Below are 25,135 nucleotides of genomic sequence, written 5' to 3'. Positions count from 1 at the left end.
GGGATCAGTGACGTCCCTCGCGCCGGCCTTCGAGCTCTCCGCCGAACTCCTCGACGAAGACCGCCTCGTACTGCTTCATGAAGTCGGCGGCGGACTCGACGAAGGTGTGGCCCGCTTCGCCGGTGTCCTGCCTGACCAGCTCCTCGATGTACCGGTTCACACTCATCCCGCGCTCCAGGGCCCGCTCTCGGGCGGCTCGGGCGGTGTCTTCGTCCACCCGTACGTTCAGCTGGGTCTTGGCCATGCCTCGACGCTAGCGCTGGAGTGCTAGCAGAAGCAAGAGGGCCTTGCTCCCGCACCACACCCAGGACACCCCCATGGGTGCCCCCTACATCGAAATCAAGGACCCGACCTGCGACGGAGACGGGCTCGAACTTCGGGGGGATTCCGGGTATGCACTGGATCACACTAGGCTCGGCCGGGAACGCCCGGAATTCGATCTGGTTCGAGCCTGGAGGCCGTTTTGTCCACTGCTGCCGCTGAGCACCCCCTCGGCCGCGCGGAAGCCGACGGCGTCGCCGCCCGCGCCCGGGGCCTGACGAAGGCGTACGGCTCGGGCGAGACGACGGTGCTCGCCCTCGACTCGGTCGACGTGGACATCGCGCGTGGCCGCTTCACCGCGGTCATGGGCCCCTCGGGGTCGGGAAAGTCCACCCTGATGCACTGCCTCGCCGGGCTCGACACCGTGTCGGCCGGGCAGGTGTGGCTCGGGGACACCGAGATCACCGGGCTCAGGGATCGCGATCTGACCCGGCTGCGCCGGGACCGGATCGGGTTCATGTTCCAGTCCTTCAACCTGATCCCCACGCTGAACGCGGCCGAGAACATCACCCTGCCCATGGACATCGCGGGCAAGAAGCCCGACGACAAGTGGCTGGACCAGGTCATCGACACGCTCGGGCTGCGGGACAGGCTGGGGCACCGGCCCTCCCAGCTCTCCGGCGGCCAGCAGCAGCGCGTCGCCTGCGCCCGCGCGCTGGCCTCCCGGCCCGAGCTGATCTTCGCGGACGAGCCGACCGGCAACCTCGACTCCCGGGCCGGGCTCGAAGTGCTCGGCTTCCTGCGCGAGGCCGTCGACCAGCTCGGCCAGACGGTCGTCATGGTCACCCACGATCCGGGCGCCGCCGCCCACTCCGACCTGGTGCTCTTCCTCGCCGACGGGCGGATCGTGGACCGGATGGAGCGTCCTACGGCCGAGGCGGTGCTGGAGCGCATGCGCCTCTTCGCCGGGGCGAGCCCCCAGAGCCCCGGTTTCGACACCGCCGGGGCGACCGCGGACGCGGCGGGCGCACCCAGCGACGTCCCCACGACCGGGCCCGCCGACCTCGACAAGGACTGAGACCGTGCTGAAGGCGACCCTGCGGAGTTTCCTCGCGCACAAGGGGCGGCTGCTGCTCTCGGCGCTGGCGATCGTCCTGTCCGTGGCCTTCGTCGCGGGCAGTCTGATCTTCTCGGACACGGTCACCCGCACCTTCGACCGCCTCTTCGCCTCCACCTCGGCCGACGTGACCGTGGGCCCGAGGGACGACGACCTGTCGGGGCAGCTGCCGACGGGGGCCGTGCAGACCGTGCCCGCCTCGCTGGCGCAGCGGGTCGCGGGGATCGACGGCGTCGCGGACACCCATGTGGACGCGGCCGTGGAGAACATCACGATCGTCGACAGCGGGAACGAGTCGGTGGGGCCGACGACGGGCGCCCCCACCATCGCCACCAACTGGTACGTCACCGACCGCAGCCCGGTGGAACTGACCAGCGGACACGCGCCCGAGGGTCCCGACCAGGCGCTGCTCGACGCGGACACCGCGAAGAACAAGGACGTGGAGATCGGCGACACCCTGACGGTGCTCGCCCAGCCGGGCTCCTTCGAGGTGAGGATCGTCGGCATCGCCACCTTCACCACCACCAACCCCGGCGCCGCGCTGGTCTTCCTCGACACCCCGACCGCGCAGGCCAGGCTGCTGGGCGACCCCGACGCCGCCACGAGCATCTCGGTGACCGCGGCGCCCGACGTCAGCGACGCACAGTTGAAGCAGCGGATCGCCGACGAACTCGGGCCGCGCACGTACGAGTACCAGACCGCCGACGAGCAGGCCGAGTCGGCCGCGGCCTCGCTCGGCGGCTTCCTCGACGTCATCAAGTACGTGATGCTCGGCTTCGCCGGGATCGCCACGCTCGTCGGGATCTTCCTCATCGTCAACACCTTCTCGATGCTCATCGCCCAGCGCACCCGTGAACTGGGCCTGTTGCGCGCGCTCGGTGCCGACCGGCGGCAGGTGCGGCGGTCGGTGCTCGCCGAGGCGGCGCTGCTCGGCCTGGTGGGGTCGACGCTCGGCCTCGCCGCGGGCATCGGGCTGGCCTTCGGGCTGATCGAGCTCATGGGCCTGCTCGGGATGAACCTGAAGTCCACCGAGATGGTGATCGGCGTGGGCACCCCCGTCGCCGCGTACGTCGTCGGGCTGGGCGTCACCTTCGTGGCGGCCTATCTGCCCGCGCGACGGGCGGCGACCGTGTCGCCGATGGCGGCGCTCTCGGACGCCGAGACCGCCGGAATGGGCCGGCCGCTGCGGGTGCGCGCACTGGTCGGCGGGATCGTCGCCGCGGCCGGTGCCGCCGCGCTCGTGGGGTGCGTGGTGTCGTCGGACACGGGTTCGGCGGCCGCCTTCCTCGGTCTCGGCGTGGTCCTCACACTCGTCGCGACCGTCATCGCGGGACCGCTTCTCGTTCGGCCGGTGATCCGGGTCCTCGGCGGCGCGTTCCCCGCGCTGTTCGGCTCCGTCGGCCGGATGAGCCAGCGCAACGCCCTGCGCAACCCGCGCCGGACCGGGGCCACCGCCGCCGCGCTGATGGTGGGGATCGCGCTGGTCGGCGGTATGTCCGTGGCCAGCGCGTCGATGACCGAGTCGTTCGACGACGAGATCGACAAGACGCTGGGCGCCGACTTCGTCGTCCAGAACCAGAACTTCACGCCCTTCCCACAGGAGGTCACCGACAAGATCCGCGCCACGGAAGGCACCGGCCTCGTCGTACGGCAGCGGTTCACCCCGGTCGCGGTACGGCTGCCGGACGGCGAGCGGGTGGAGACGACCGCCGCGGCCTACGACTCGCGGCTCGACGAGGTCGCGAACGTCACCTACGCCGAGGGCGACAGCGCCGCCGCGCTGGCGGACGGCAGCATCGCCATGGACGTGGAGTTCGCGCGGGACCACGACGTGACGCTCGGCGACACCATTCCCGTGCGGTTCCCCGCCGGGAAGAACGCCGAGCTGCGGGTGGGAGCGCTCACCGACCAGGACACCGCCGACGGCTTCGGGATGCGGGGCGGGCTGTACTTCGGAATGGGCACCATCGAGAAGTACGTGCCCGACGGCCAGGACTCGGCACTGTACGTGAACGCCGCCTCCGGCGTCGGCGCCGACGAGCTGCGGGCGGACCTGGAGCGGACGCTGGAGGCCTATCCGCAGGTGCAGGTCCGTGACCAGGCCGACTACAAGGAGCTGGTCCGCGGCCAGATCGCCGTACTCCTCTATCTGGTCTACGCGTTGCTCGGCCTCGCGATCGTCATCGCGGTGCTCGGCGTGGTCAACACCCTCGCTCTGTCGGTCGTCGAGCGCACCCGTGAGATCGGGCTGCTGCGCGCGATCGGGCTGTCCCGGCGGCAGTTGCGGCGGATGATCCGGCTGGAGTCGGTGGTGATCGCCGTGTTCGGCGCGGTCCTCGGCCTCGCGCTGGGGCTGGTCTGGGGCGTGTGCGTGCAGCAGGTGCTCGCGCTGCAGGGCATGAAGGCACTGGCGATCCCGTGGGGCACGGTCATCGCCGTGGTGATCGGGTCGGCGGTGGTGGGTGTCGTGGCCGCCCTGCTGCCCGCGCTGCGCGCGTCCCGCATGAACGTGCTGGCGGCCATCGCGCACGAATGAGCCGGGTACAGGCGGCCACGTGGGTCGCCTCGGCGGTATGGCCCGTCGGGGCCGGGCTCCTGCCGCGCGGTGGGCGCGCGCATGTGCTGGCGGCACGCGTACCCAAGTGGTGTACTCGCTGGTGTGCCGGCTCAAGTCCCTTAGAGATGAGGAGAGTTCATGCCGCACCCGTTCCGCTTCGGAGTCAATCTGCTCAGCCCGACGTCCGCCGAGGAGTGGCGTGCGAAGTGCTGGTACTCGTGGGGACCCTGGAGGAGATCGTCGATCAGGTGCTGGCGCAGCGGGAGCGGTACGGATTCTCGTATCTGACCGTCCTGGAACCGAACATGGAGGTGTTCGCCCGGGTCGTCGAGGCGTTGCGCGGGAGGTGACGTGCGGCGGAGCGAGGACGGCCGCGGGACCCCGGCAGGTCCGTCGCCGCCCGGACGCTGTCCGCATCCTGGAGTTTCCGGATCACCGTCCGGCCCCCGCGGTGGGGTCGTTCCATGACCGAGCTGCGCATACGGGCGGGCGACGCCCGACGACCTCGACGCCGTGCTCGTACGGGTGGAGGCCGAACAGCCCACCAAGGAACTTGTAGGCCGAACGGACGAGTCACACTAATTCCCCATAGGCCCCCACGCTCATCTCATGCCGCGGCCGGGGGGTTGGGTGATCCGGCGGCACGGCGGTGTTCGGCGTTGATGCGCTGGGCCTCTTCGAGCTGGTCTTCCAGAATGACGATGCGGCAGGCGGCCTCGATGGGGGTGCCGTGGTCGACGAGTTCCCGGGCGCGGGCCGCGATGCGCAGTTGGTAACGGGAGTAGCGGCGGTGTCCGCCCGCCGAGCGGAGCGGGGTGATCAGCCTGGCCTCACCGATGGCGCGGAGGAAGTTGGGGGTGGTGCCGAGCATCTCGGCAGCCCGGCCCATGGTGTAGGCGGGGTAATCATCGTCGTCGAGACGGCCGAAGGAATCGTCTGCTGTCATCTCACCTCTCTGTGGAACGCGTCGAGGGGCCCTGGTGCCGTACTGACACCAGGGCCCCGAAGGAACTGCTACACCATCTGCCGACCCTAGTGCCGCGTCGGCCTTCTGTGTCCGCTGACCCGATCGAGATACTGTCGGGGGCGCGGGGATCGCGGTTGCTTGACCGGAGACCACCTCACTATCGATGTCCTGCGGTACCCGGGCTCGAGACTTCCGCCCGGGCGATCCTGATGGCGCTTGGCTCCTCCGTTCTTCCCTCGGTGATCGGCTACTCACCAAGCGGGGTAATGCGCACTGCTGGTGAAGCGAACTACTCGATGGCCTGTGACAGCGCCACTCTTCGGCAGCCAGCCCCGTCGCCCATCTTGCGACTGCCCTGGCTCAGAACCCCACTGCCGAACCTCCCGGCACGCGCGCCCGCAGCCGACGCCTTCACCGAGGTACCGCTCACTGACTTCACTGCTGCGTACCGCGAACTGCACTTACGGGTACTGCCACCGCGTCAACCGCGGCCCTGATCACGGCGGCCCCTGATCACTGCGGGCCACCCGGTCCGGTCATCAGCCCCGTCGCCGTCATGCGACAACCCTGGCTTCGGAACTCCACCACCGCACCGTCCTGCGCACTGCGACTGCCTGTACTGCGCCCGGCAGTTCGTCCCCGCCGGGCTTTGCTCGATCTCGACTACGAGAGAAACCATAACCACACCACCACCCAATGTCTACTCCGACGGGCATAGATTTCCGCCCACTCGAAGATGAGGTAGCTCGCCTCAACTGGCCCATGGATGGTCGTAGCAGCCCCGAGGATGAGGTCCGGCACTCGGAGTGACCCACAGCCGCGCAGCCCCAACTGTCGGCAGGTACCGGCCACCACCGGGCACTCATGCTTCCGGCCGTGTCACCCCGACAGGTCGACCGGTGACGGGCGTCACACGAGGATCCGCGCCGACCCTGACGATCCTGGCCCGGTGGCCGAGCAGCTCCTGGAAGCGCTGCACGCCGGAGCTGGTGCCGCGATTCGCAGACGGGCGCTCCTGTTGCCACGTCAGCGCCTCGACGAGGACTGCTTCTTCGGCCCGCGGCCACTCTCTCTCGTGGTCGCCCCACCGGTAGCGTCGCCTCGGATGGGCCGTCGGCTCGAACCGGCGCGGGCCCCCGACTCGAGCAGGCCGTGCGCCCGCACCGTGGCACGGGCTGCTGCGGGCACACGGCAGCGGGCCACCACGCGTCGACTGTGGCCGTCAGTTTCTCCGGCAAGCGCTGCTGCTCTGCCGGGTCGGCGGGCGGAGGGGCGGGGCGCAGAGGTCAGGTAGGCAGAGGCCGGGCATGGACGATCCACAGATCAGGGTGACGCTGATGAACATGATGGCCTCAACGCCGACAACCGTCCGTTCCACGACAGCCGTTGCCGACGCACCTGATTCGGCACGGGCCTTCCTCGAATGCCTGCGGCAGCCGGGAATGCCTGCGGCAGCCGACCGTGGCCCCTGACGAAGCGGGCATCGTGGTCCTGGTCGTGCCTGAGCTCGTCACCCACGCCCGGCGCACGGCGGGGGCCGCCGCTGCGCATGGGAACCGACTGCGCACCCCGCCACCATCGAGGGGCCGTCCACGACGCCGGTCGGCATGCGCCGCGCATACGCACCGTTGACCTGAACGGCGGCACCGGAGGCTTCGGCCGGCCCATGGTCAACGGCCTCGCCCGCGCCACCGCGGTCACCCGCCACGCCTCCGACGGCAAGGCCGCGAGCGCCCGCCTCGCCCGGTAGCGCCACCGCTCAAGCAACTGGATCGCCGGTGAATATAATCTGCCCCATGTCGAAGCCTGACGAGCTGCTGGTTGACGTCGCCACCCTGGTGGAGTCCGGGCAGAGCAATCAGATGTCCCTGACCGTGGTCACCAGTGGTGCTGTCATCACCGGTCGGCTGGCTCCCGAAGCGGTCTGGAGGCAGAGGGTGTCGGATGTGCTGACGGATTCGGACCGCTTGGGCGAGTTCTCCGCCGTCTTCGACGCCCCCGCGAAGAAGAACGGGCCGCCCACACATCTTCACTTCCATGTCGCCCGGATCCTGCAGGGCACGGTGGGGATCCCGGAGACAGGCGGAATGTACCGTGTCGCGATCGAGGACGTCAGCGCCTGGACCGTGGGCGACTTCAGCTATTCCGACCGCTGAGCAACCACTGCGACGGGAACCCCCTGAACGGCGGTGTGGGCTCGTGCCTGTTCTTTCGGTCAGACGGATACGGGGGTGCCGGGCACCCCGGAGGCTTGCTGGAGCGAGCTCGGGATGCGTACGGGTGCGGCCCTGGGGGAGGGTGCGGCAGGTGAAGCCGAGCCGAGTCATGGCCCGGAGGACTTCGGCGGCGCTGAAGTCACGGCGGTCCTGGCAGTGATGAACTGGCCGACTTGCTTGACCGGGTAGTGGCGGCGGCCGATGGCCACGGATTCGCCGGTGCCGGTGCGGGCTTGACGCCTCGGGCGACGAGCAGCTCGTAACGGCGTCCTGGGGCAGGCTCACGGCTATCCCCCGCTGACCGCCCTGAGGCTCTGCGTCATCGGTGGGTTGCCACCGGGCCGGCGAACGGGCCGCCACGGCCGCACGCCCTTTGAGGACCCGCTCGCCGAGATCGTGCCTGGTCGGCCGTGATGTATGGGGACAGTGATCAACGAGCGTCAACCGGGCGTCAAAGACATGCGGATGGCCCGCTCTCGATTCGTCGGACGGCAACGGTTCGCCAGACGGGTCGGCGCTCTGCTTGGCTCGTCCCATGAGCGATCTCCACATCCGCAGCGCCACCCTCTCGGACATCGATACCGTGTTGCACTTCTGGTGCGAAGCCGCGGAAGGCACGAGCATCAGCGACGACCACGACGGAGTGGCCCGACTCGTCACGACAGACCCCGAAGCCCTGCTCCTCGCAGAGCGCGACGGTCTCCTCACGGGAACCGTCATAGCCGGCTTCGATGGATGGCGATGCTCCGCCTACCGACTCGCCGTACACCCCGACCACCGCCGGCAAGGCATCGCCACCGCCCTCCTGGAAGCCGCCGAACAACGCTTCGCCGCCCTCGGCGGGCGACGCGTCGACGCCATGGTCCTGGAAGCCAACGAACAGGCCCACCACACATGGGCCGCCGCTGGCTACCATCGCGAGGACCACTGGCGGCGCTGGGTCAAACCCCTGTAAGGCTGGGCAGGGCTCTCAGACGAATGTTTGGGAGCCGCCAGGATTCGACGGCTGGCGGCGCACCCGGAGCGATGGCGGCAGGGCATCGGCTCGGCCCTGCTCAGCGCCGCCGAGGAACGGTTCGTCCGGCTCGGCGGGCGGCGCGGCGCGACCGTACGAACAACCATCGCGTCGTGATGGTTGTTCGTACGGAACGAGACGGCCCACCACGCGTGGCGGGCGGCCGGGTATACGCCCGAGGAGACCTGACGGCGGCGGGTGAAGCCGCTCGGGGAGTAGATACCGGGGGGCGGAGTCGGAGTCAGAGGTGGCACAACGGCACTTTGCCGACCCTTTACCATGAGTGGACCAGTCAGCCTCCACGGAAAGGTTGTGAGCGTCCGCCCATGGGCGAGCCTCCCAGTACCCCGCCCGGCACACCACGTGCCCGACATCGCACGGTCCTCCCGCCCCTGTCCGACCATGGGGCGGAGGTGACCCGATGACCGAAGTACTCCTCCTTCTGGTGGCGGTGCTGCTCTCGCTGATCTGTGGTGCCTTCGTCGCCGCCGAGTTCTCGCTGACCACGGTCGAGCGCGGCCAGCTGGAGCGGGCCGTGGAGCGCGGTGAGCGGGGTGCCGCCGGCGCCCTCAAGGCCGTACGGAATCTGACGTTCCAGCTCTCCGGCGCCCAGCTCGGCATCACCGTCACCAACCTGGTGGTCGGCATGCTCGCCGAGCCGTCCATCGCCAAGCTGATCGCGGGCCCGCTGGAGGCGGTCGGCGTGCCGGGCTCCGCGTCGAGTTCGGTGGCCCTGGTGATCGGTACGGCCCTGTCGACCGTCGTACTGATGGTCGTCGGCGAACTGGTGCCCAAGAACTGGGCGATCTCCTGCCCCTGCCCGTGGCGAAGAAGGTGGCGAACCCGCAGCGCTGGTTCAGCGCCGCGTTCCAGCCCTTCATCAGCCACCTCAACAACACCGCCAACCACCTGGTACGCCTCTTCGGCATCGAGCCGGCCGAGGAGCTGGCCTCCGCGCGCGGCCCTCAGGAGCTGGCGGCTCTCGCCCGGCACTCGGCCAGGGAGGGCGCCCTGGAGGCGGACACCGCAGAGCTGTTCGTGCGGACGCTGAACCTCGCCGATCTGACCGCGGAGAACGTGATGACCCCCCGCGTCCAGGTCATCGCCCTCGATGCCCAGGCGACCTGCGAGGACGTGGCGAACGCGACCCGGGCCACCGGGCTGTCCCGCTTCCCCGTCTACCGCGGCAGCCTCGACTCGGTCGTCGGCACGGTGCACATCAAGGACGTCCTCGCCGTGCCCGCCGAGCGCCGACTGCGCACCTCCGTGGCGGAGCTGCTGCGTGAGCCGCTCCTCGTCCCCGAGTCGCTGACCGTCGACCGGGTCCTGGACCGGCTCTCCGGCAAGCGCACGATGGCCGTCGTCATCGACGAGTACGGCGGCACCGCCGGCGTCGTGACCCTGGAGGACATCGTCGAGGAGGTCGTCGGCGAGGTACGGGACGAGCACGACCCGCACGAGACGCCCGACCTGGCCTCCGTCGGCACCGACGTGAACGGCCGCGAGCTGTACTCGGCCGACGGCTCGGCGCGCACCGACCAGCTCGCCCGCGTCGGCCTGCGCGCGCCGGAGGGGCCGTACGAGACGCTCGCCGGCCTCGTCGCCACCGAGCTGGGTCGTATCCCGGCCGTCGGCGACACCGTCGAGGTCGCCGGCTGGCGACTGGACGTGGTGGACTCCACCGGCCGCCGGGCCGCGCGGGTGCTGCTGCACGCGCCGGTCACCGCCGACGAGGAGCACGAGGAGAAGACGCGATGACCGCCGTCCAGCTGCTGATCGGTTTCGCGACGCTGGTCGCCAACGCCTTCTTCGTGGGCGCCGAGTTCGCCCTGATCTCCGTACGCCGCAGCCAGATCGAACCGTACGCCGAACAGGGCGACCGGCGGGCGCGCAGCGTGCTGTGGGGGCTGCGGCACGTGTCGGCGCTGATGGCGACGGCGCAGCTCGGCATCACACTGTGCACCCTGGTCCTCGGTGTGGTCGCGGAGCCCGCGATCGAGCATCTGCTGGAGCCGCTGTTCCACGCGATCGGCGTGCCGGAGAGCGCGGGCCACGCGGTGTCCTTCGTGATCGCCCTGGCGCTCGCCACCTATCTGCACATGCTGCTCGGCGAGATGGTGCCGAAGAACATCGCCCTCGCGGAGCCGGTGCGCAGCGCCCTGCTGCTCGGCCCGCCGCTGGTGACCCTGTCGCGGGCGCTCCGCCCGGTGATCTTCACGGTCAACGCCTTCGCGAACACGCTGCTGAGGCTGATGCGGATCGAGACGAAGGACGAGGTCACGGCGACCTTCTCGGACACCGAACTGGCCCGCCTCGTCCGGGACTCCAGCGAGGCCGGACTCATCGACGACCGCGCGCGGGAGCGGCTGCGCGATGCGCTGGAGCTGGGCCGCCGACCCGTGCGCGACGTCGTCCTCCCGCTGGAACGCGTCGTCTACGCGGGCATGGGGGTCACCCCGGAGGAACTGGAGCGGCTGTCGGCCGAGTCCGGGTTCTCCCGCTTCCCCGTGGTCGACGAGGGGCGCCGGATCGTCGGCTATCTCCATGTGAAGGACGCGCTCGACGCGGCACCGCGTGACGTACCGTTCTCCGTCCGCGACACGCGGTCCATCGCCCGGGTGCGGGAGAGCACACCACTGGACGACGTGCTCACCGCGATGCGCCGCAGCCGTACGCATCTGGCGGCGGTCCAAGGCGCGGACGGGCGGCTGGCCGGCATCGTGACCATGGAGGACGTGCTGCGGGAGCTGTTCGGACAGCCCGCCGTGTGACCCGTCCGAGGAGGCGAAGAGGTCGACCGACCGCCGGGTATGTGAACGCGTTAGCATCGTTTCCGCCATGCAGACGAATCCCACACACTCCAGCCTTGTCGCGGTCGGCGACTCCTTCACCGAGGGCATGTCCGACCTGTTGCCGGACGGTTCGTACCGGGGCTGGGCGGATCTCCTCGCGGGCCGGATGGCCGCGCGGACGCCCGGATTCCGGTACGCCAACCTCGCGGTGCGCGGAAAGCTGATCGGACAGATCGTCGCCGAGCAGGTGGACGTGGCCGCCGCCATGGAGGCGGACGTGATCACGCTGGTGGGCGGCCTGAACGACACCCTGCGCCCGAAGTGCGACATGGAGAGGGTGCGCGGCCTGCTGGAGGAGGCCGTGGAGCGGCTGGCGCCCGCCTGCAAGCAGCTCGTCCTGATGCGCAGCCCGGGACGCCAGGGCCCCGTCCTGGAGCGGTTCCGGCCGCGCATGGAGGAGCTGTTCGCCTGCGTCGACGGGCTGGCCGCCCGGCACGGCGCCCTCGTCGTCGACCTGTACGGCGCCCCCTCGCTGAGGGATCCCCGCATGTGGGACGTGGACCGGCTGCACCTGACCGCCGAGGGCCACCGCCGGGTCGCCGAGGCGGTCTGGCAGGGGCTCGGCTACGCGGCGGAGGACACGGAGTGGCGGACACCGATGCCCGTGGCGGCGCCGCCCGGATGGACCGCACGGCAGCTGGCCCACGTGCGGTTCGCCAGGCAGTACCTGCTGCCATGGATAGGCCGCCGCCTCACGGGGCGCTCCTCCGGCGACGGCCTCCCGGCCAAGCGGCCCGAGTTGTTGCCGTGGGAGGGGCCAAGAGCGTAAGAGGCGCCGACGGACGGTCGCCGGAAAGAGCCCGACATGCCTGACGCGCCTGAGGCGGTCACCACCGTCATCAACCCCAAGGGCCGCATCCGCGACTTCGGCACCCGGCTGGAACACACCCCCGCCGATCTCGTCCACGTCGGCCGCCGCTGGACCATGGGCCACTGGGACCTGCCCCGGCACCCGCTCCACAACCCGTTCCCTACGACACCCCCAGGAAGAAGCGCGACGGGACGCGGGCCGGGGTGATGGCCGAGTACCGGGAGTATCTGATGGCCGCCCCCGAGCTGCTGGCCCTGGAGCCGGAGCTGCGCGGAAGGACGCCGGCCTGCTGGTGCGCGCCGGAGCCGTGCCACGGGGCCATGCTGGCGGAGGTCGCCGACGCGCCGGACTCCTCTTCGCAGGTTCCTCCGAAGAGACCCGCTGCGCCCACCTGCACGAATCGCCAGTAGACTCCGTACACGTGACTTCTGCGCCAGCCAAGCCCCGCATTCCGAACGTCCTCGCCGGACGCTACGCCTCCGCCGAGCTCGCCACGCTCTGGTCGCCCGAGCAGAAGGTGAGGCTGGAGCGGCAGCTCTGGCTGGCCGTGCTGCGGGCCCAGAAGGACCTCGGCATCGAGGTGCCGGACGAGGCGCTCGCCGACTACGAGCGGGTCCTGGACACCGTCGACCTGGCCTCCGTCGCCGAGCGCGAGAAGGTCACACGGCACGACGTGAAGGCCAGGATCGAGGAGTTCAACGACCTCGCCGGGCACGAGCACGTGCACAAGGGCATGACGTCCCGCGACCTCACCGAGAACGTCGAGCAGCTGCAGATCCGTCTCTCGCTGGAGCTGATCCGCGACCGTGCGGTGGCCGTACTGGCGCGGCTGGGCAGGCTGGCCGGTGAGTACGGCGAGCTGGTCATGGCCGGCCGCTCGCACAACGTGGCCGCGCAGGCAACCACGCTCGGCAAGCGTTTCGCGACCGCCGCCGACGAGCTGCTCGTGGCGTACGGGCGCATCGAGGAGCTGTTGGAGCGCTACCCGCTGCGCGGCATCAAGGGCCCGGTGGGTACGGCCCAGGACATGCTGGACCTGCTGGGCGGGGACGCCGCCAAGCTGGCCGAGCTGGAGGACCGGATCGCCGGGCACCTCGGCTTCGCGCAGGCGTTCACCTCGGTCGGCCAGGTCTACCCGCGCTCGCTGGACTACGACGTGGTGACCGCGCTGGTGCAAGTGGCGGCGGCACCGTCCTCGCTGGCGAAGACGATCCGGCTGATGGCCGGGCACGAGCTGGTGACCGAGGGCTTCAAACCGGGGCAGGTCGGCTCGTCCGCCATGCCGCACAAGATGAACACCCGCTCCTGCGAGCGCGTCAACGGCCTCATGGTCATCCTGCGCGGCTACGCCTCGATGACGGGTGAGCTGGCGGGCGACCAGTGGAACGAGGGCGACGTGTCCTGCTCGGTGGTGCGCCGCGTCGCGCTGCCGGACGCGTTCTTCGCGCTGGACGGGCTGCTGGAGACCTTCCTGACCGTCCTGGACGAGTTCGGTGCCTTCCCGGCCGTCGTCGCCCGGGAGCTGGACCGCTACCTGCCGTTCCTCGCCACGACCAAGGTGCTGATGGGCGCGGTGCGCTCGGGCGTCGGACGTGAGGTCGCGCACGAGGCCATCAAGGAGAACGCCGTCGCCTCCGCGCTCGCGATGCGCGAGCAGGGCGCCGAGCGCAACGAACTGCTCGACAAGCTCGCCGCCGACGACCGCATCCCGCTGGACCGTACCCAGCTCGACGCGCTCATGGCCGACAAGCTCTCCTTCACGGGCGCCGCGTCCGACCAGGTCGCCGTCGTCGTCGGCCGGATCGAGGAGATCGTGAAGCAGCGCCCGGAGGCCGCGGGCTACACACCGGGAGCGATCCTCTGAACCGCTTCACCCAGGCCGAACTGGAGGCCGCCCGCGACCGGCTGGTGCCGGATGTCACCGCGGACGGCCTCCGGGTCCTTTTCTGCGGCATCAACCCGGGACTGACGACGGCGGCGACCGGCCACCATTTCGCCCGCCCGGGCAACCGCTTCTGGCCGGTCCTGCACCTGTCCCGCTTCACGCCCCGCTTGCTCAAGCCCGCCGAGCAGGGCGAGTTGCCGTCGCACGGGCTCGGCATCACGAACGTGGTCGCCCGGGCCACGGCCCGCGCGGACGAGCTGACGACGGAGGAGTACGTCGAGGGCGGGCGCCTGCTGACCGCCAGGGTGGAGCGGCTGCGGCCACGCTGGCTCGCGGTCGTGGGTGTCACCGCCTACCGGGCCGCGTTCGGCGACCGCAAGGCCGTCGTCGGTCCGCAGGAGCGGGCGATCGGGGACTCGCGCGTGTGGGTGCTGCCCAACCCGAGCGGGCTGAACGCGCACTGGACGACGGCGACGATGGCGGAGGAGTTCGGACGCCTGCGGGTCGCGGCGGAGGGCTGACCGGCGGGATTCGTCGGTGCGGTCCACGTGTCAGGGTGGGTCGGTCTCCGTTATCAGCGCGACGAGTTGGAACGGCAGTTCCTTGTCCCACTGTGAGACGCCGAGGGCCACCCAACGGCCGTCGGCCCGCCAGAGGTGCACGTCCGGGACATGGGAGCTGAGCACGGCCCAGGGGCCGGGTATGTCCTCGCCGCCCATGGATCGGTCGAGGACGCTGAACAGGCTGAACACGTCCGGGGCGCCCCAGCGTTCGGTGAGCAGCCGTGACAGGGCGTCCCGGTCCGCCTCGTACTGCTCCTCGGTCTCCTCCCGTCGCGTGCCGTCGTCCTCCCAGAAGTCGACGCTCGTCTGTAACTCGGCGACGTGATAACCCGGCCCGGCCGTGCCCACGTCCGACCGGCCGGGCTCCGCCGGGAAATCCCCGGAGCACAGCCGGTCGATGACGGCGAGGTGCTGCGTGATGCTCATGGGTCCAGTAAACCGGGCACCACCGACAACCGGCGCGGCGTCAGACGTCCCGCCGCCGCACGCCCCACGCTCCCGCCGCCAGCGCGAGCGCCGCCCACACCGCGGTCACCGCCAGGCCGCTCCAGGCGCCCAGCGCGCCGTCGGACGTCTCGTGGAGGATCACCTGGCCCGCTTTGTCGGGCAGGAAGTCGGCGACGCCACCGGAGACTCCACCGACGACGAAGGAGACGATGAGCAGGAACGGGACGAGGATGCCCAGGGTGGCCACGCCGCTGCGCAGGAGGGCGGTCAGGCCGGCCGCGAGAAGCGCCATCAGGGTGAGGTAGACGCCGCAGCCGACGACACCCCGCAGAGCTTCGGCCGCCGAGAGCCCACTCGCCCTGTCCCCGAGGGCGGCGTCGGTGAGGGCCTCGCCGTCGGTGGCGCGCACCCGTACGCGGGGCTGCACGCGCGCGTGGATGAACTCCCGCATGGGGGTGTCGGCGAGGAGGCGTCCTCGGCCGAGGACGATCAGATGGTCGGCGAAGGAGGCGGTCTCGTTCATGAGATGGCTGGAGACCAGGACGGTACGGCCCTCGCGAGCCAGGCGGCGCAACAACGCACGGATCCAGACGATCCCTTCGGGATCGAGGCCGTTGGACGGTTCGTCGAGCAGGACCACGGGCGGGTCGCCGAGCAGGGCCGCCGCGATTCCGAGGCGTTGGCGCATGCCCAGGGAGTACGTCCTCACCCGGCGCCGTGCGACCTTCCCGAGACCCGTCCCCTCCAGGACCTCGTCCACGCGGGCGGGCGCGATGCGGTTGCTCGCCGCGAGCGCCCGGAGATGGTCGCGGGCGGTGCGTGATCCGTGCGCGGCCTGCGCGTCGAGCAGGGCGCCCACGTGGCGCAGCGGTTCATCGAGGCCTGCGTAGCCCCGGCCCCCGACGGTGGCGGTGCCGGTGGTGGGCCGGTCCAGGCCGAGGACGAGTCGCATGGTGGTGGACTTCCCGGCGCCGTTGGGGCCGAGGAAGCCGGTGACGCGGCCGGGCTCGACACGGAAAGTGAGGTGGTCCACGGCTCGGACGGCGCCGTACTCCTTGGTCAGGTCCTGCACGTCGATGCTGGTCATGGCACCAGCCTGGCCGCCTGTGGGACGCCGCGTCCTCCCCCGCGGGTGTGGGGCCTCTCCCCCGCCCGGGGGAGGCCCGTTGTCGGTGGCGGCTGACACGATGACCGAATGGCCCGCTTCCTGCGCCCGTTGCTCCGGGGGACGACGTACACGCGCTTGCTGCACCTGTGGGTGCCGATGCTGATCATCAGCGTGTGGATGTTCATCCTGCCCACGCACCCGTGGGTGCCGGCGCTGTTCCTGATCCCGGTCGGGTTGATCCCCGCCGTGCGACTGGGTGAGGGCGTGCAGGCGCGGCTGCTGCTGACACCGGGTGAAGAGGAGGAATCAGGGATCTCCGTGGTGCCGGCGGCCAGTTGGCGGGACCGGTTCCGCACAGTGGTGTGGCTGGAGCTGCGGATGGCGCTCGGAGCGCTGGCCGTAGGGGGCACCGTCTGGCTTCCCATCCTCACGTACGACCTGATCTCGGTCGCGTTCGGGCACGTGCCGACGGACAATCCTGTGCTGAGGGGTGTCGCGCCGCACTGGGCGTACGGCCTCCTGGCGCCTTTCCCGCTCGCCCTGTCGTTCGCCGCCGTCATCGGCCTCGGCGAGCTGATCACCGCCGTCGCCCGCCGGCTCCTGGGACCCTCGGCGGCCCAGCGGCTGACCGCCTTGGAGGAGCGGACCGAGCAGCTGCTGGAACGCAACCGGATCGCCCGGGAGTTGCACGACTCCCTGGGGCACGCGCTGACGGTGGCGGTGGTGCAGGCGGGCGCGGCGCGGGCGGCCGGCGATCCCGTGTTCACCGGCAGGGCGCTCACCGCCATCGAGGACACCGGCCGGGCCGCGCTGGAGGACCTGGAGCGGGTGCTGGGCGCGCTGCGGGAGACCGGCGGGCCCGTGCAGGGCAGACCCACGCTGGCCGAAGCCGACCGGCTGCTGGAGTCCGCGCGCGCCTCCGGCGCGACGGTGGACGCCGAGGTGGCGGGGCCGCTCGAGACGGTGCCCGGCCCGGTGTCCCGCGAGGGCTACCGCATCCTCCAGGAGTCGCTGACCAATGTGCTCCGGCATGCGGGCGACGTCCCGGTCCGGGTGCGGATCTCGGTCGGGGACGGGAGTCTCGACCTGGAGGTCCGCAATCGGCTGACGGCGGACATACCGGGACGAGGCCGGGGCAGTGGCCTGCGTGGCATACGCGAGCGTGCCGCGTTGCTCGGCGGGCGGGCGCGGACCGGCCCCGACCGGGGCGACTGGCAGGTCCACGTCGAACTACCGCTGAGCTGAACAGCCGTTCGTCCCCAGGAGCTGATCTACGCTGGCGGGATGTCCCCGATCACCGTGCTGCTCGTCGACGACGAACCACTCGTACGCGCCGGCCTGCGGGCCGTTCTGGAGGCGCAGCCGGACATCGAGGTCGTGGGCGAGGCGGCGGACGGCGCGGCGGTGATCCCCCTGGTGCGGCAACTGAAACCGAGTGTCGTCGCCATGGATGTGCGCATGCCGCTGCTGGACGGCATCGAGGCCACCCGGGCGGTGCTGCGGACCGTGCCGGAGCCCCCGAAGATCCTCGTGGTGACGACCTTCGAGAACGACGAGTACGTGTATGAGGCGTTGCGCGCCGGTGCGGACGGTTTCCTGCTGAAGCGGGCGCGGCCCGCCGAGATCGTCCACGCGGTGCGGCTGGTCGCGGAGGGCGAGTCGCTGCTGTTTCCGGCCTCCGTGCGGCAGTTGGCCGCCGAGTACGCCGACGGTGCGGGCGGTGGGGCGGCGCGATCGGTCATGGAGCGGGCCTCGCTGACCGGTCGGGAGGCGGAGGTGCTGCGGCTGATGGCCCGGGGTCTGTCGAACGCGGAGATCGCCGCTCGGCTGGTCGTCGGCGCCGAGACGGTGAAGTCACACGTCAGCGCCGTGCTCGCGAAGCTGGGGGCGCGGGACCGTACGCAGGCGGTGATCGCGGCGTACGAGTCGGGCTTCGTGAGGCCCGGCTGAGCCCGGTCGGCCCGGGCCGGTCGGGCTGCGCCCGCCCCGCGTGGCTCTCGCCCGGCTCGGCGAGGCGGCCGTCGCCATGGGCGCGCTCCGGCTGGCCCTGGACCACGTCGAGGAACAGCTGTTCACGGTGGAGGGCTCGGTGACGGCACGACGCCGAGCCGGTACCTGGGCACGCGGAAGAACGCCGCGCTCCGGACGTCCGGAGCGCGGCGGGTGCGGTCGGCGCGGGCTGCTGCCCCGGCCGGCGACGTTCGCCCCGTCACGGCGCCCGGCACGCCCTCCCTTCCTCAAGGCGTGGCAGGCCCTCCCCGACGGAGGAATCCCCGGCCGGCACTCCGAGAGCACCCACCGGACGCCGCGGGCCCCGCCCTCCGGGCGGACGACGCCACTTTCGCAACCCGCCCTAGAAGTGCCCTGAAAATCCTGAAGTCACGCCCGGCTTGCACCCATTCATGCCGATTGACATTTACCGGCGATCCGGGGCGAGCCGGGCGGCCGGAGCAAGATCTTCATCGGCCTTCTAGGAGGCGCGGCGTTCCGGGCCGTGGTGGATCTCGACGCCGCCCGAGTCGCCGAAGGTCAGGCGGCACGTGTCAGCGCGGTAGGTGGCCAGGGAGACGGCCGCGGCGCGGCCCTCGGCGAAGAAGCGGGTGGTGACGACGAGGACGGGCGCGCCGGGCAGCCGGTCGAGTTCCCTGGCGTCGTCCGCGCGGGCCGAGCCCAGCTCCACCGAGCGATCCTGCCCTTCAAGCTCCAGGCACTGCAGCTCGCGCAGCACGGCACGCGCGCGTGCCGCACCGGAGGGCTCGATGGCGGAGAGGGCGGGCACCGAGTCCGCCGGAACGTAGAGCAGTTCGGCGGCGACGGGCTGGCCGTGCGAGACACGGGAGCGGCGCACGACGTGCACCTGCTCGCCGGGCTCGGTCTCCAGGATGTCGGCCACCGCGGCGGGCGGCGCGGAGTCCGCGCAGTCCACCGCCTGCCAGGCGTCGCCGACGGTGCCGGGCCACGCGTGCTGTTCGGCGCCGACGGCGACTCCCACGCGCGGCGGGGCCACGGTGGTGCCGACGCCGCGCCGGCGCTGCAGCCGGCCCTCCAGTTCGAGCTGCTCCAGCGCCTGGCGGAGCGTGGCCCGCGCGACGCCGAAGCGGGCCGCGAGATCGCGTTCGTTGGGCAGGATCTCGCCCACCGAGAAGTCGGAGTCCAATGCCTCACTGAGCACGGTCTTCAGATGCCAGTATTTCGGTTCCGGCACCGATTCCAGCTGCTGGGTCCCCACCCTGTCCTCCGCTGCTTCGCCGTGGCCCGGCGTTCTTAGCGCCCCTTGTTTGTTAAAGGTTGTTGCACTTTTCCTGCGACCATAGGCCTGCCCCCACCCTTGGTCAAGACCAATCGTCGGCCCCTCGGGCATCCGCCGGACCGGGCGCGGCACAGCGTTCATCGAGGCGAGCGGGCTACTGCTCCACCACCAGGGAGAGCAGCTTCTCCGGGTTGCGCACGATGTAGACGGACTGGATGCGGCCGTCGGCGACATCGAGCTGGAACACGCTGTCGACCCTGCCGCCGGACAGGACGACCACCGCCGTACCGCCGTTGATCTCCATGAGGCGGAACGACACCTCGGCGAGGCCCTTGCCGGCCGCGCCCTGCAGGAACCGTCCCACCTTGTCTGCGGTTTCGAGGACCCGCACCGGGGCCTTGCCGAGACCGCCGCCGTCGCCCACCAGACGGACGTCGGGAGCCAGTAGCGACATGAGGCCGTTGAGGTCCCCGCCGGCCGCGGCGGCGAGGAACCGCTCGGTCAGCTCGCGGCGTTCGGCCGGGTCGACGTCGTAGCGCGGGCGCCGCTCGTCGACATGCCTGCGGGCCCGCCCGGCGAGCTGGCGCACGGCGGGCTCGGTGCGGTCGAGCATGGCGGCGATCTCGGCGTACGGGTGGCCGAAGGCCTCCCGCAGCACGAACACCGCGCGTTCCAGGGGCGAGAGGGACTCCATGACGACGAGGACGGCGAGCGAGACGGTGTCGGCGAGGACGGCCCGCTCGGCGGTGTCCGGGACGGTGGCCCCGTAGTCGGTGACGTACGGCCCGGGCAGCCACGGGCCGGGGTAGGCCTCGTTGCGCGCACGCACCTGGCGCAGCCGGTCGACGGCGAGCCGGGTGGTGACGCGGACCAGGTAACCGCGCGGTTCGCGCACCTCGGACCGGTCGGCGCCGGACCAACGCAGCCAGGCCTCCTGGACCACGTCCTCGGCGACCCGGCCGAGCATGCGGTAGGCGACTCCCATGAGGACGGGGCGGTGCCCTTCGAAGACGTCGGTCGCGATGTCGGGGGTCACCGTCCCACCCATCTCGGGGAGCGCGGCCGTGTCCAGGCGATTCCAAGGCCCGTACGGCTTGTTGCCGCCAAGGGCTACCCGCCGGTAGCAGTTGCTGACAAGCTGTCTACCGAATGTCGTACGCCGGCCCGCCCACCTCATGGACGAGGAGCTGCACCATGTCAGCCGCCACGGTCTCCTTCCAGGTCCCCTCCCCGCTCGGCCCGCGGCCCGTGACGGTCTCCCACGCGCGCGAGGGAACCGGCGAGCCGCTGCTCCTGCTGCACGGCATCGGTCACCACCGGCAGGCCTGGGACCCGGTGGTCCACCTCCTGGCGGCCGAGCGCGAGGTCATCACCGTGGACCTGCCCGGTTTCGGCGAGTCCCCCGCGCTGCCGGACGGCCTCACCTACGACCTGTCCACGACGTCCGCCGTGTTCGGTGCCTTCTGCGAGGCGCTGGAGCTCGACCGCCCCCATGTGGCGGGCAACTCCCTGGGCGGACTGCTCGCCCTGGAGCTGGCCCGCGAGAAGCTCGTACGGTCCGTCACGGCTCTGTCGCCGGCCGGGTTCTGGAACGAGGCCGAACGGCGTTACGCGTTCGGCGTTCTGCTCACCATGCGGCACATCTCGCGGCGGCTGCCACTGCCGCTGGTCGAGTCGCTGTCCCGTTCGGCGGCCGGCCGCTCCGCCCTGACGAGCACCATCTACGCCCGTCCGGGCCGCCGTTCACCCGAGGCTGTGGTCGCCGAGACCCTCGCGCTGGCGGGGGCCACCGGGTTCGACGAGACCCTCCGGGCCGGCGGCAGTGTCCTGTTCACCGACGACATCCCGGGCCTCCCGGTCACCGTGGCCTGGGGGACCCGGGACTGGCTGCTCGTGCGCCGCCAGGGCGTCCGCGCCAAGCGGGTCATCCCCGGGGCCCGGCTGGTGCGGCTGCCCGGCTGCGGCCACTGCCCCATGAACGACGACCCCGCGCTGGTCGCCCGTGTCATCCTCGACGGCAGCCGCTGACCGCCGTCGGGCCGACGACCCCAGGGCCACTCCGGCACCCACGAGCGCACTGCCGACGGCCTGTACGGGACCGTAGGAGCCGGTGCCGACGAGGGGCGCCGTGCAGGCGGCGGCCACCGGGATGAGGCCGGAGAAGAGCGTGGCGCGTTCGGCGCCGATGCGCTGCACGCCCTTGTACCAGCACACGAACCCGATGACCGTCACGACCGCCGCCTGCCACATCAGCGCGGCGGTCTCCGTGCCGTCCGGGCGGCGCAGCCACCCGCCGCCGTCGACGACCAGGCCGACGACCGCCGACTCGACCGCCGCGACACCGCACACGGTCGCCGAAAGCAGCCGCGGTCCCAGTGGGCGCAGCACCGGCACCGCCAGCACCGCGAAGCCGACCTCACCCACCAGCGCGCACACCGAGAAGACGATGCCGGCACCGTCCGTACGGCCCCACCCCTGGACGGTGAACGCGCCGACCGCGACGAGCGACGCCCCGTACAGGACGAACAGTTGCGGACGCCGGCTCTCCAGCAGCGGTACGAGGACGGCCACGACCACCGGGGCGCAGCCCACGAAGACCCCCGGCACCGCCGGTTCCGCGGTGCGCTCGGCCGCGATCACGGCGACGTTGAAGCCGACCATGCCGACGGCCGCGAGCAGCGCCAGCCGCGCCCACTGCCGGGCGGTGAGGCCGCGCAGGGGCGCGGTGCCGTCCCGGCCGAGGAACGGGAGCAGCAGGAGGCAGGCGAGGCCGTAGCGGAGGAACTGCCCGCCCGCGTACGGGTAGTCGCCCAGGAGGCTGTTGGCGGTGAAGGAGCCTCCGACGAGGACGCAGGCGAGGGCGGCGAGGAGGGCTCCGCGGGTGGTGGCGTTCGACGCCGTGGCTGTCATGGCTGTGACGTTAGGGAGGCGGGCGGCCCGGTTTAAGGTCCACTTTCATGACGTCATCGAGGACCAGTCCGGGGGACGGTGGCTCCACGGGGTCCGCTCCCTGGGCCGCCGCCTGGGAGTTGCTGTCGCCCGTCACCGACGCGCCCGCACGCGCGCGTGGGCGTACGTTGCAGGCGGCGCTGCGGGAGGCCGTGCGGACGGGGCGGCTCGCGTGTGGGACGCGGCTGCCGTCGAGCCGGGAGCTCGCCGCCGACCTCGGGGTGTCGCGCGGGCTGGTTACGGAGGCGTACGAGCAGTTGACCGCGGAGGGATATCTGCGCAGCGGCCGGGGCGCCGGGACCTGGGTGGGCGCCGACGTCCGGGCCGCCCTTCCCCGCGCGCGTGATCTCGCGCCGCGCTCTCCCGGTGCCCGCGCCGACTTCGTGCCCGGGACACCGGACCTGTCGCTGTTCCCGCGTGCCGCGTGGGCGGCGGCCCAGCGCGGGGTGCTCGCGGAACTCCCGCACCAGGCGCTGGGCTACCCCGACCCGCGGGGGCTGCCCCGGCTGCGTACCGCGCTCGCCGAACTGCTCGCCCGGCGCCGGGGGGTGGTCGCCGACCCCGAGCGGATCGTCGTCGTCTCCGGGGTGGCCCAGGCGACGACCCTCCTCGGATGCGTGCTCCGCGCGCGTGGGGCGCGCACCGTCGGCGTGGAGGATCCGGGCAGCCCCGAGCACGGGACGCTGTACGCCGCCGCCGGGCTCGGCACCGTGGCGCTGCCGCTGGACGAGGAGGGGCTGGCCGTCGGGCCGTTGCGTGACTCGGGGGTGCGGGCGGTGGTGACGACGCCGGCGCATCAGTTCCCGTCGGGGATCGCGTACTCCGCGAGGCGGCGGGTCGAACTCCTGGACTGGGCACGGTCGGTGGACGGGCTGGTCGTCGAGGACGACTACGACGGTGACTTCCGCTACGACCGCGCGCCCGTGGGCTCGCTCCAGGGGCTCGATCCCGAGCGGGTCGCGTACACCGGGTCCGTCAGCAAGTCGCTCGCGCCCGGACTGCGGCTCGGCTGGCTCCTCGTGCCGACGTCCCTGGCGGAGGAGGTCGTCGAGCGGAAGCGGACCATGGATCTCGGTCATCCCACCATCGACCAGGCACTCTTCGCCCGGTTCGTGGAGCGGGGTGACTACGACCGCCAGCTGCGGCGGTGCCAGCGGGCGTATCGGGAGCGGCGCGACGCCCTGGTCCGCGCCCTCGCCGAGCACTTCCCCGGTGCGGAGGTGTCCGGTATCGCGGCGGGGCTGCACGTCATCGCCGCGCTGCCGGGCCGGTACGGGCCCCTCGACCGGTTCCTGGATCGGGCGGCGGTGGCTGGGGTCGAGGTGCGCGGGGTCGCGCGGTACGGGCGGGTGCCGGACGACGGGGTGCGGCTGGTGCTGGGGTACGCGCATCTGTCGCCCGCGCGGATTCGGGAGGGAGTGGAGGTACTGGCGGCGGCGGTCGGCTGACCCACGCGGTTTCCCGCGCCACGGCCCCTGCCTGCCCCGTCCCCGGGGCTGCGCCCCTGAAGCGGTTCAACGCGCAGGTACCGGCGATGGGGAACTGACGGTACGGCTGCGGGAGCAGGACGGGGCCGTGCTGTACACGAAGGTGCTCCAGCCGGGCCTCGTCGGGCAGCGACCAGCCCGTCGGTGGCCCAGGCCCGACGACCGCGTACGGCGCCGGCGGGAGGTGGCTGTCCGACCGCCGCGGTCACCGATCGCCTCGTTCCTGACAGCCTCGGTCACACAGAAAGCAACAAATGGTGCAGAACACTGCATTTACCGGGCAGTCACAAAGCGTTCGTGATCACGCAACACCGTTCGTCCACAGTGGTCGCATGACTCATGACATGTCTGATGCGACGAGGGCGAGGAACACTCGCGAGGTACCCCACTGGCTGCTGTCGGCCGCGGCCGGGTTCCGCGGTTGGCGGGCAAGGCGCCACGGTCACGCGCCGCCGACGAGTGATACCGGCACCCGGCCGCCGCTCACCGAAGGACGGCAGGCCGGGCCGTCCGACGCGGACGACGCGGTGGCCACCGGGGTCACCCCGCTGTGGCGGATGCGGACGACCGTGCGGGACGAACCGGGCTCGCTGGCCGCGCTGTGCACGGCGCTGGCCGAGCACAGGGTCGACATCCTGAGCCTGCAGACGCATCCGTTGGCCGAGGGCACGGTGGACGAGTTCCTGCTCCGGGCTCCCGAGGGGCTGACGACCGCCGAGATCGGCCGTGCCGTGTCGGACGCGGGCGGCACCGGGACCTGGATCGAGTGCGGTGACACCCACGACCTGGCGGACACGCCGACCCGGATTCTCGGTCTGGCCATGCGTACGGCGCTGGACGCGTCGGAACTCCCGCTCGCCCTGCGGCAGTTGCTGGGCCGCTGCACCATCCGCTCGCTGCCCGCCAACGCTCCCGGCTCCGGCCGGGCCGAGGAGCGCGCCCCGGTCGAGGGGGCCCTGGAGGAGACGGTGATGCGGCTGCGGGCGCCGGAGGGCGGGGTGATCACGGTGGAGCGGCCGTATCTGCCGTTCACGCCGACGGAGTTCGCGCGGGCACGGGCCCTGGTGGAGCTGGACACGCGGCTGGGTCCCCGGATCCCGCGCGGCCGGGACGTGCTGACGCTGCCGGAGGGAGACGACATCACGGTGCGTCGCGCCGACACCAGGGACCTGCGTGCGGCCAGGGCGATGCACGAGCGGTGCTCCACGCGCACGCTGAGCCTGCGGTATCACGGCCCCGTGGGCGACGCCGACCGGTATCTCAAGCATCTGCTCAGCCCCGGTTTCGGCCGGACGCTCGCCGCGCGGACAGCCTCCGGGCGCCTCGTCGGGCTCGGTCATCTGCTGTGGGACGGCGACGAGACGGAGATCGCGCTGATCGTCGAGGACGAGTGGCAGCGGCGCGGTATCGGCGGTGAGCTGCTCCGCCGACTGGTGGGCATGGCGGCCGAGACGGGCTGCGAGAACGTGTACGTGGTGACCCAGTCGTCCAACACGGGGATGGTCGCGGCGATGCGGGGGCTTGAGCTGCCGCTCGAGTACCAGGTCGCGGAGGGCACGCTGGTGATCACGGCGCGGCTGGATGTGGTGCGGACTGTTGAGGCGGCTCAGGCGCGCCCTGCTGGGTGACGGCTCGTCGGATGCGGATGCG

General features: G+C 71.7%; 20 protein-coding genes and 7 pseudogenes. 19 read left to right on the top strand and 8 right to left on the bottom strand.

What is annotated here, in order from left to right:
• Positions 1 to 4: 4 nt before the first annotated feature.
• Positions 5 to 244 carry a toxin-antitoxin system HicB family antitoxin gene (locus WBG99_RS31160; RefSeq protein ID WP_338899528.1) on the bottom strand — a complete coding sequence of 80 codons (240 nt, stop codon included), beginning with the start codon at positions 242 to 244 and terminating at the stop codon, positions 5 to 7.
• A gap of 219 nt (positions 245 to 463) precedes the next feature.
• Between WBG99_RS31160 and WBG99_RS31155 the strand changes: the two genes are divergently transcribed.
• The 3 genes and pseudogenes from WBG99_RS31155 to WBG99_RS31145 form a co-directional block, all read left to right on the top strand.
• Positions 464 to 1,339, top strand: coding sequence for an ABC transporter ATP-binding protein (locus WBG99_RS31155; RefSeq protein WP_338899527.1), 876 nt, complete (start codon positions 464 to 466; stop codon positions 1,337 to 1,339).
• Positions 1,340 to 1,343: 4 nt separating this feature from the next.
• Entirely contained in the window at positions 1,344 to 3,914 is a 2,571-nt protein-coding gene (locus WBG99_RS31150; RefSeq protein ID WP_338899526.1) for an FtsX-like permease family protein, read from the top strand.
• A gap of 218 nt (positions 3,915 to 4,132) precedes the next feature.
• Positions 4,133 to 4,285 (top strand): annotated as a pseudogene (locus WBG99_RS31145) (LLM class F420-dependent oxidoreductase); the annotation flags it as partial.
• 257 nt (positions 4,286 to 4,542) lie between these two features.
• On the opposite strand, the gene WBG99_RS31140 reads toward WBG99_RS31145, so the two are convergent.
• Positions 4,543 to 4,881: a MerR family transcriptional regulator gene (locus tag WBG99_RS31140; protein WP_338899524.1), complete on the bottom strand. Its 339-nt coding sequence runs from the start codon at positions 4,879 to 4,881 to the stop codon at positions 4,543 to 4,545.
• Between the two features lie 1,570 nt (positions 4,882 to 6,451).
• Here WBG99_RS31140 and WBG99_RS31135 point away from each other — a divergent pair.
• Both WBG99_RS31135 and WBG99_RS31130 read left to right on the top strand, forming a co-directional pair.
• Positions 6,452 to 6,652, top strand: coding sequence for a hypothetical protein (locus WBG99_RS31135; RefSeq protein ID WP_338899523.1), 201 nt, complete (start codon positions 6,452 to 6,454; stop codon positions 6,650 to 6,652).
• 46 nt (positions 6,653 to 6,698) lie between these two features.
• A complete protein-coding gene (locus tag WBG99_RS31130; protein ID WP_338899522.1) occupies positions 6,699 to 7,058 on the top strand; it encodes a hypothetical protein in 360 nt (119 codons plus the stop codon).
• 59 nt (positions 7,059 to 7,117) lie between these two features.
• Here the strand turns inward: WBG99_RS31130 and WBG99_RS31125 are convergent.
• Positions 7,118 to 7,339 (bottom strand): annotated as a pseudogene (locus WBG99_RS31125) (SCO5918 family protein); the annotation flags it as partial.
• A gap of 314 nt (positions 7,340 to 7,653) precedes the next feature.
• Here WBG99_RS31125 and WBG99_RS31120 point away from each other — a divergent pair.
• The 8 genes and pseudogenes from WBG99_RS31120 (at position 7,654) to mug (ending at position 14,202) form a co-directional block, all read left to right on the top strand.
• Positions 7,654 to 8,073 carry a GNAT family N-acetyltransferase gene (locus tag WBG99_RS31120; RefSeq protein ID WP_338899521.1) on the top strand — a complete coding sequence of 140 codons (420 nt, stop codon included), beginning with the start codon at positions 7,654 to 7,656 and terminating at the stop codon, positions 8,071 to 8,073.
• 18 nt (positions 8,074 to 8,091) lie between these two features.
• Positions 8,092 to 8,322, top strand: a pseudogene (locus WBG99_RS31115) (GNAT family N-acetyltransferase); the annotation flags it as partial.
• Positions 8,323 to 8,554: 232 nt separating this feature from the next.
• Positions 8,555 to 9,891, top strand: a pseudogene (locus tag WBG99_RS31110) (hemolysin family protein).
• Positions 9,888 to 10,904 (top strand): hemolysin family protein, encoded by a 1,017-nt coding sequence (locus tag WBG99_RS31105; RefSeq protein WP_338899520.1) that lies wholly within the window; start codon positions 9,888 to 9,890, stop codon positions 10,902 to 10,904. Before WBG99_RS31110 ends, WBG99_RS31105 begins: the two are co-directional and overlap by 4 nt.
• Positions 10,905 to 10,971: 67 nt before the next feature.
• Positions 10,972 to 11,754, top strand: a complete 783-nt coding sequence (locus tag WBG99_RS31100; protein ID WP_338899519.1) for an SGNH/GDSL hydrolase family protein — start codon at positions 10,972 to 10,974, stop codon at positions 11,752 to 11,754.
• Between the two features lie 36 nt (positions 11,755 to 11,790).
• A pseudogene (locus WBG99_RS31095) lies at positions 11,791 to 12,206 on the top strand (DUF4326 domain-containing protein).
• An 11-nt stretch (positions 12,207 to 12,217) separates the two neighbouring features.
• Positions 12,218 to 13,660, top strand: coding sequence for an adenylosuccinate lyase (gene purB, locus WBG99_RS31090; RefSeq protein WP_338899518.1), 1,443 nt, complete (start codon positions 12,218 to 12,220; stop codon positions 13,658 to 13,660).
• A gap of 44 nt (positions 13,661 to 13,704) precedes the next feature.
• On the top strand, positions 13,705 to 14,202 hold the full coding sequence (gene mug, locus WBG99_RS31085) for a G/U mismatch-specific DNA glycosylase (protein WP_338899516.1): 498 nt from the start codon (positions 13,705 to 13,707) through the stop codon (positions 14,200 to 14,202).
• Positions 14,203 to 14,232: 30 nt separating this feature from the next.
• On the opposite strand, the gene WBG99_RS31080 is transcribed toward mug, so the two are convergent.
• The gene (locus tag WBG99_RS31080) at positions 14,233 to 14,670 is read right to left on the bottom strand and encodes a hypothetical protein (RefSeq protein WP_338899515.1); all 438 of its coding nucleotides are present in this window, start codon (positions 14,668 to 14,670) and stop codon (positions 14,233 to 14,235) included.
• A 40-nt stretch (positions 14,671 to 14,710) separates the two neighbouring features.
• Positions 14,711 to 15,778, bottom strand: a complete 1,068-nt coding sequence (locus WBG99_RS31075) for an ATP-binding cassette domain-containing protein (protein WP_338899514.1) — start codon at positions 15,776 to 15,778, stop codon at positions 14,711 to 14,713.
• A gap of 108 nt (positions 15,779 to 15,886) precedes the next feature.
• On the opposite strand from WBG99_RS31075, the gene WBG99_RS31070 reads away from it, so the two are divergent.
• From WBG99_RS31070 to WBG99_RS31060, 3 genes and pseudogenes are all read left to right on the top strand, one after another.
• Positions 15,887 to 17,044: a histidine kinase gene (locus WBG99_RS31070; RefSeq protein WP_338899512.1), complete on the top strand. Its 1,158-nt coding sequence runs from the start codon at positions 15,887 to 15,889 to the stop codon at positions 17,042 to 17,044.
• Positions 17,045 to 17,083: 39 nt separating this feature from the next.
• Positions 17,084 to 17,749, top strand: a complete 666-nt coding sequence (locus WBG99_RS31065) for a response regulator transcription factor (protein ID WP_338899511.1) — start codon at positions 17,084 to 17,086, stop codon at positions 17,747 to 17,749.
• Positions 17,750 to 17,774: 25 nt separating this feature from the next.
• Positions 17,775 to 17,903 (top strand): annotated as a pseudogene (locus tag WBG99_RS31060) (transcriptional regulator); the annotation flags it as partial.
• 366 nt (positions 17,904 to 18,269) lie between these two features.
• Here the strand turns inward: WBG99_RS31060 and WBG99_RS31055 are convergent.
• On the bottom strand, positions 18,270 to 19,028 hold the full coding sequence (locus WBG99_RS31055) for a GntR family transcriptional regulator (protein WP_338899510.1): 759 nt from the start codon (positions 19,026 to 19,028) through the stop codon (positions 18,270 to 18,272).
• A 175-nt stretch (positions 19,029 to 19,203) separates the two neighbouring features.
• A complete protein-coding gene (gene sigJ / locus WBG99_RS31050; RefSeq protein WP_338900538.1) occupies positions 19,204 to 20,085 on the bottom strand; it encodes an RNA polymerase sigma factor SigJ in 882 nt (293 codons plus the stop codon).
• A gap of 158 nt (positions 20,086 to 20,243) precedes the next feature.
• Between sigJ and WBG99_RS31045 the strand changes: the two genes are divergently transcribed.
• Positions 20,244 to 21,077: an alpha/beta fold hydrolase gene (locus WBG99_RS31045; RefSeq protein ID WP_338899509.1), complete on the top strand. Its 834-nt coding sequence runs from the start codon at positions 20,244 to 20,246 to the stop codon at positions 21,075 to 21,077.
• A gap of 33 nt (positions 21,078 to 21,110) precedes the next feature.
• On the opposite strand, the pseudogene WBG99_RS31040 reads toward WBG99_RS31045, so the two are convergent.
• Positions 21,111 to 21,959, bottom strand: a pseudogene (locus WBG99_RS31040) (EamA family transporter); the annotation flags it as partial.
• Positions 21,960 to 22,006: 47 nt separating this feature from the next.
• Here WBG99_RS31040 and WBG99_RS31035 point away from each other — a divergent pair.
• Entirely contained in the window at positions 22,007 to 23,446 is a 1,440-nt protein-coding gene (locus tag WBG99_RS31035) for a PLP-dependent aminotransferase family protein (protein WP_338899507.1), read from the top strand.
• Positions 23,447 to 23,817: 371 nt separating this feature from the next.
• The gene (locus tag WBG99_RS31030; RefSeq protein WP_338899506.1) at positions 23,818 to 25,113 is read left to right on the top strand and encodes a GNAT family N-acetyltransferase; all 1,296 of its coding nucleotides are present in this window, start codon (positions 23,818 to 23,820) and stop codon (positions 25,111 to 25,113) included.
• The last annotated feature ends 22 nt before the right edge of the window (positions 25,114 to 25,135 follow it).

Origin of the sequence: Streptomyces sp. TG1A-60 (assembly GCF_037201975.1) — a bacterium.
Classification (GTDB): domain Bacteria; phylum Actinomycetota; class Actinomycetes; order Streptomycetales; family Streptomycetaceae; genus Streptomyces.
The sequence above is the reverse complement of the archived record's forward strand: the minus strand, read 5'-3'. Positions and strand labels throughout refer to the sequence as shown.

Coding starts and splice junctions, on each gene's coding strand:
- WBG99_RS31160 (WP_338899528.1), bottom strand. CDS start 244: ATGGCCAAGACCCAGCTGAACGTACGGGTGGACGAAGACACCGCCCGA.
- WBG99_RS31140 (WP_338899524.1), bottom strand. CDS start 4,881: ATGACAGCAGACGATTCCTTCGGCCGTCTCGACGACGATGATTACCCC.
- WBG99_RS31135 (WP_338899523.1), top strand. CDS start 6,452: ATGGGAACCGACTGCGCACCCCGCCACCATCGAGGGGCCGTCCACGAC.
- WBG99_RS31130 (WP_338899522.1), top strand. CDS start 6,699: ATGTCGAAGCCTGACGAGCTGCTGGTTGACGTCGCCACCCTGGTGGAG.
- WBG99_RS31120 (WP_338899521.1), top strand. CDS start 7,654: ATGAGCGATCTCCACATCCGCAGCGCCACCCTCTCGGACATCGATACC.
- WBG99_RS31105 (WP_338899520.1), top strand. CDS start 9,888: ATGACCGCCGTCCAGCTGCTGATCGGTTTCGCGACGCTGGTCGCCAAC.
- WBG99_RS31100 (WP_338899519.1), top strand. CDS start 10,972: ATGCAGACGAATCCCACACACTCCAGCCTTGTCGCGGTCGGCGACTCC.
- WBG99_RS31080 (WP_338899515.1), bottom strand. CDS start 14,670: ATGAGCATCACGCAGCACCTCGCCGTCATCGACCGGCTGTGCTCCGGG.
- WBG99_RS31075 (WP_338899514.1), bottom strand. CDS start 15,778: ATGACCAGCATCGACGTGCAGGACCTGACCAAGGAGTACGGCGCCGTC.
- WBG99_RS31070 (WP_338899512.1), top strand. CDS start 15,887: ATGGCCCGCTTCCTGCGCCCGTTGCTCCGGGGGACGACGTACACGCGC.
- WBG99_RS31065 (WP_338899511.1), top strand. CDS start 17,084: ATGTCCCCGATCACCGTGCTGCTCGTCGACGACGAACCACTCGTACGC.
- WBG99_RS31045 (WP_338899509.1), top strand. CDS start 20,244: ATGTCAGCCGCCACGGTCTCCTTCCAGGTCCCCTCCCCGCTCGGCCCG.
- WBG99_RS31035 (WP_338899507.1), top strand. CDS start 22,007: ATGACGTCATCGAGGACCAGTCCGGGGGACGGTGGCTCCACGGGGTCC.
- WBG99_RS31030 (WP_338899506.1), top strand. CDS start 23,818: ATGACTCATGACATGTCTGATGCGACGAGGGCGAGGAACACTCGCGAG.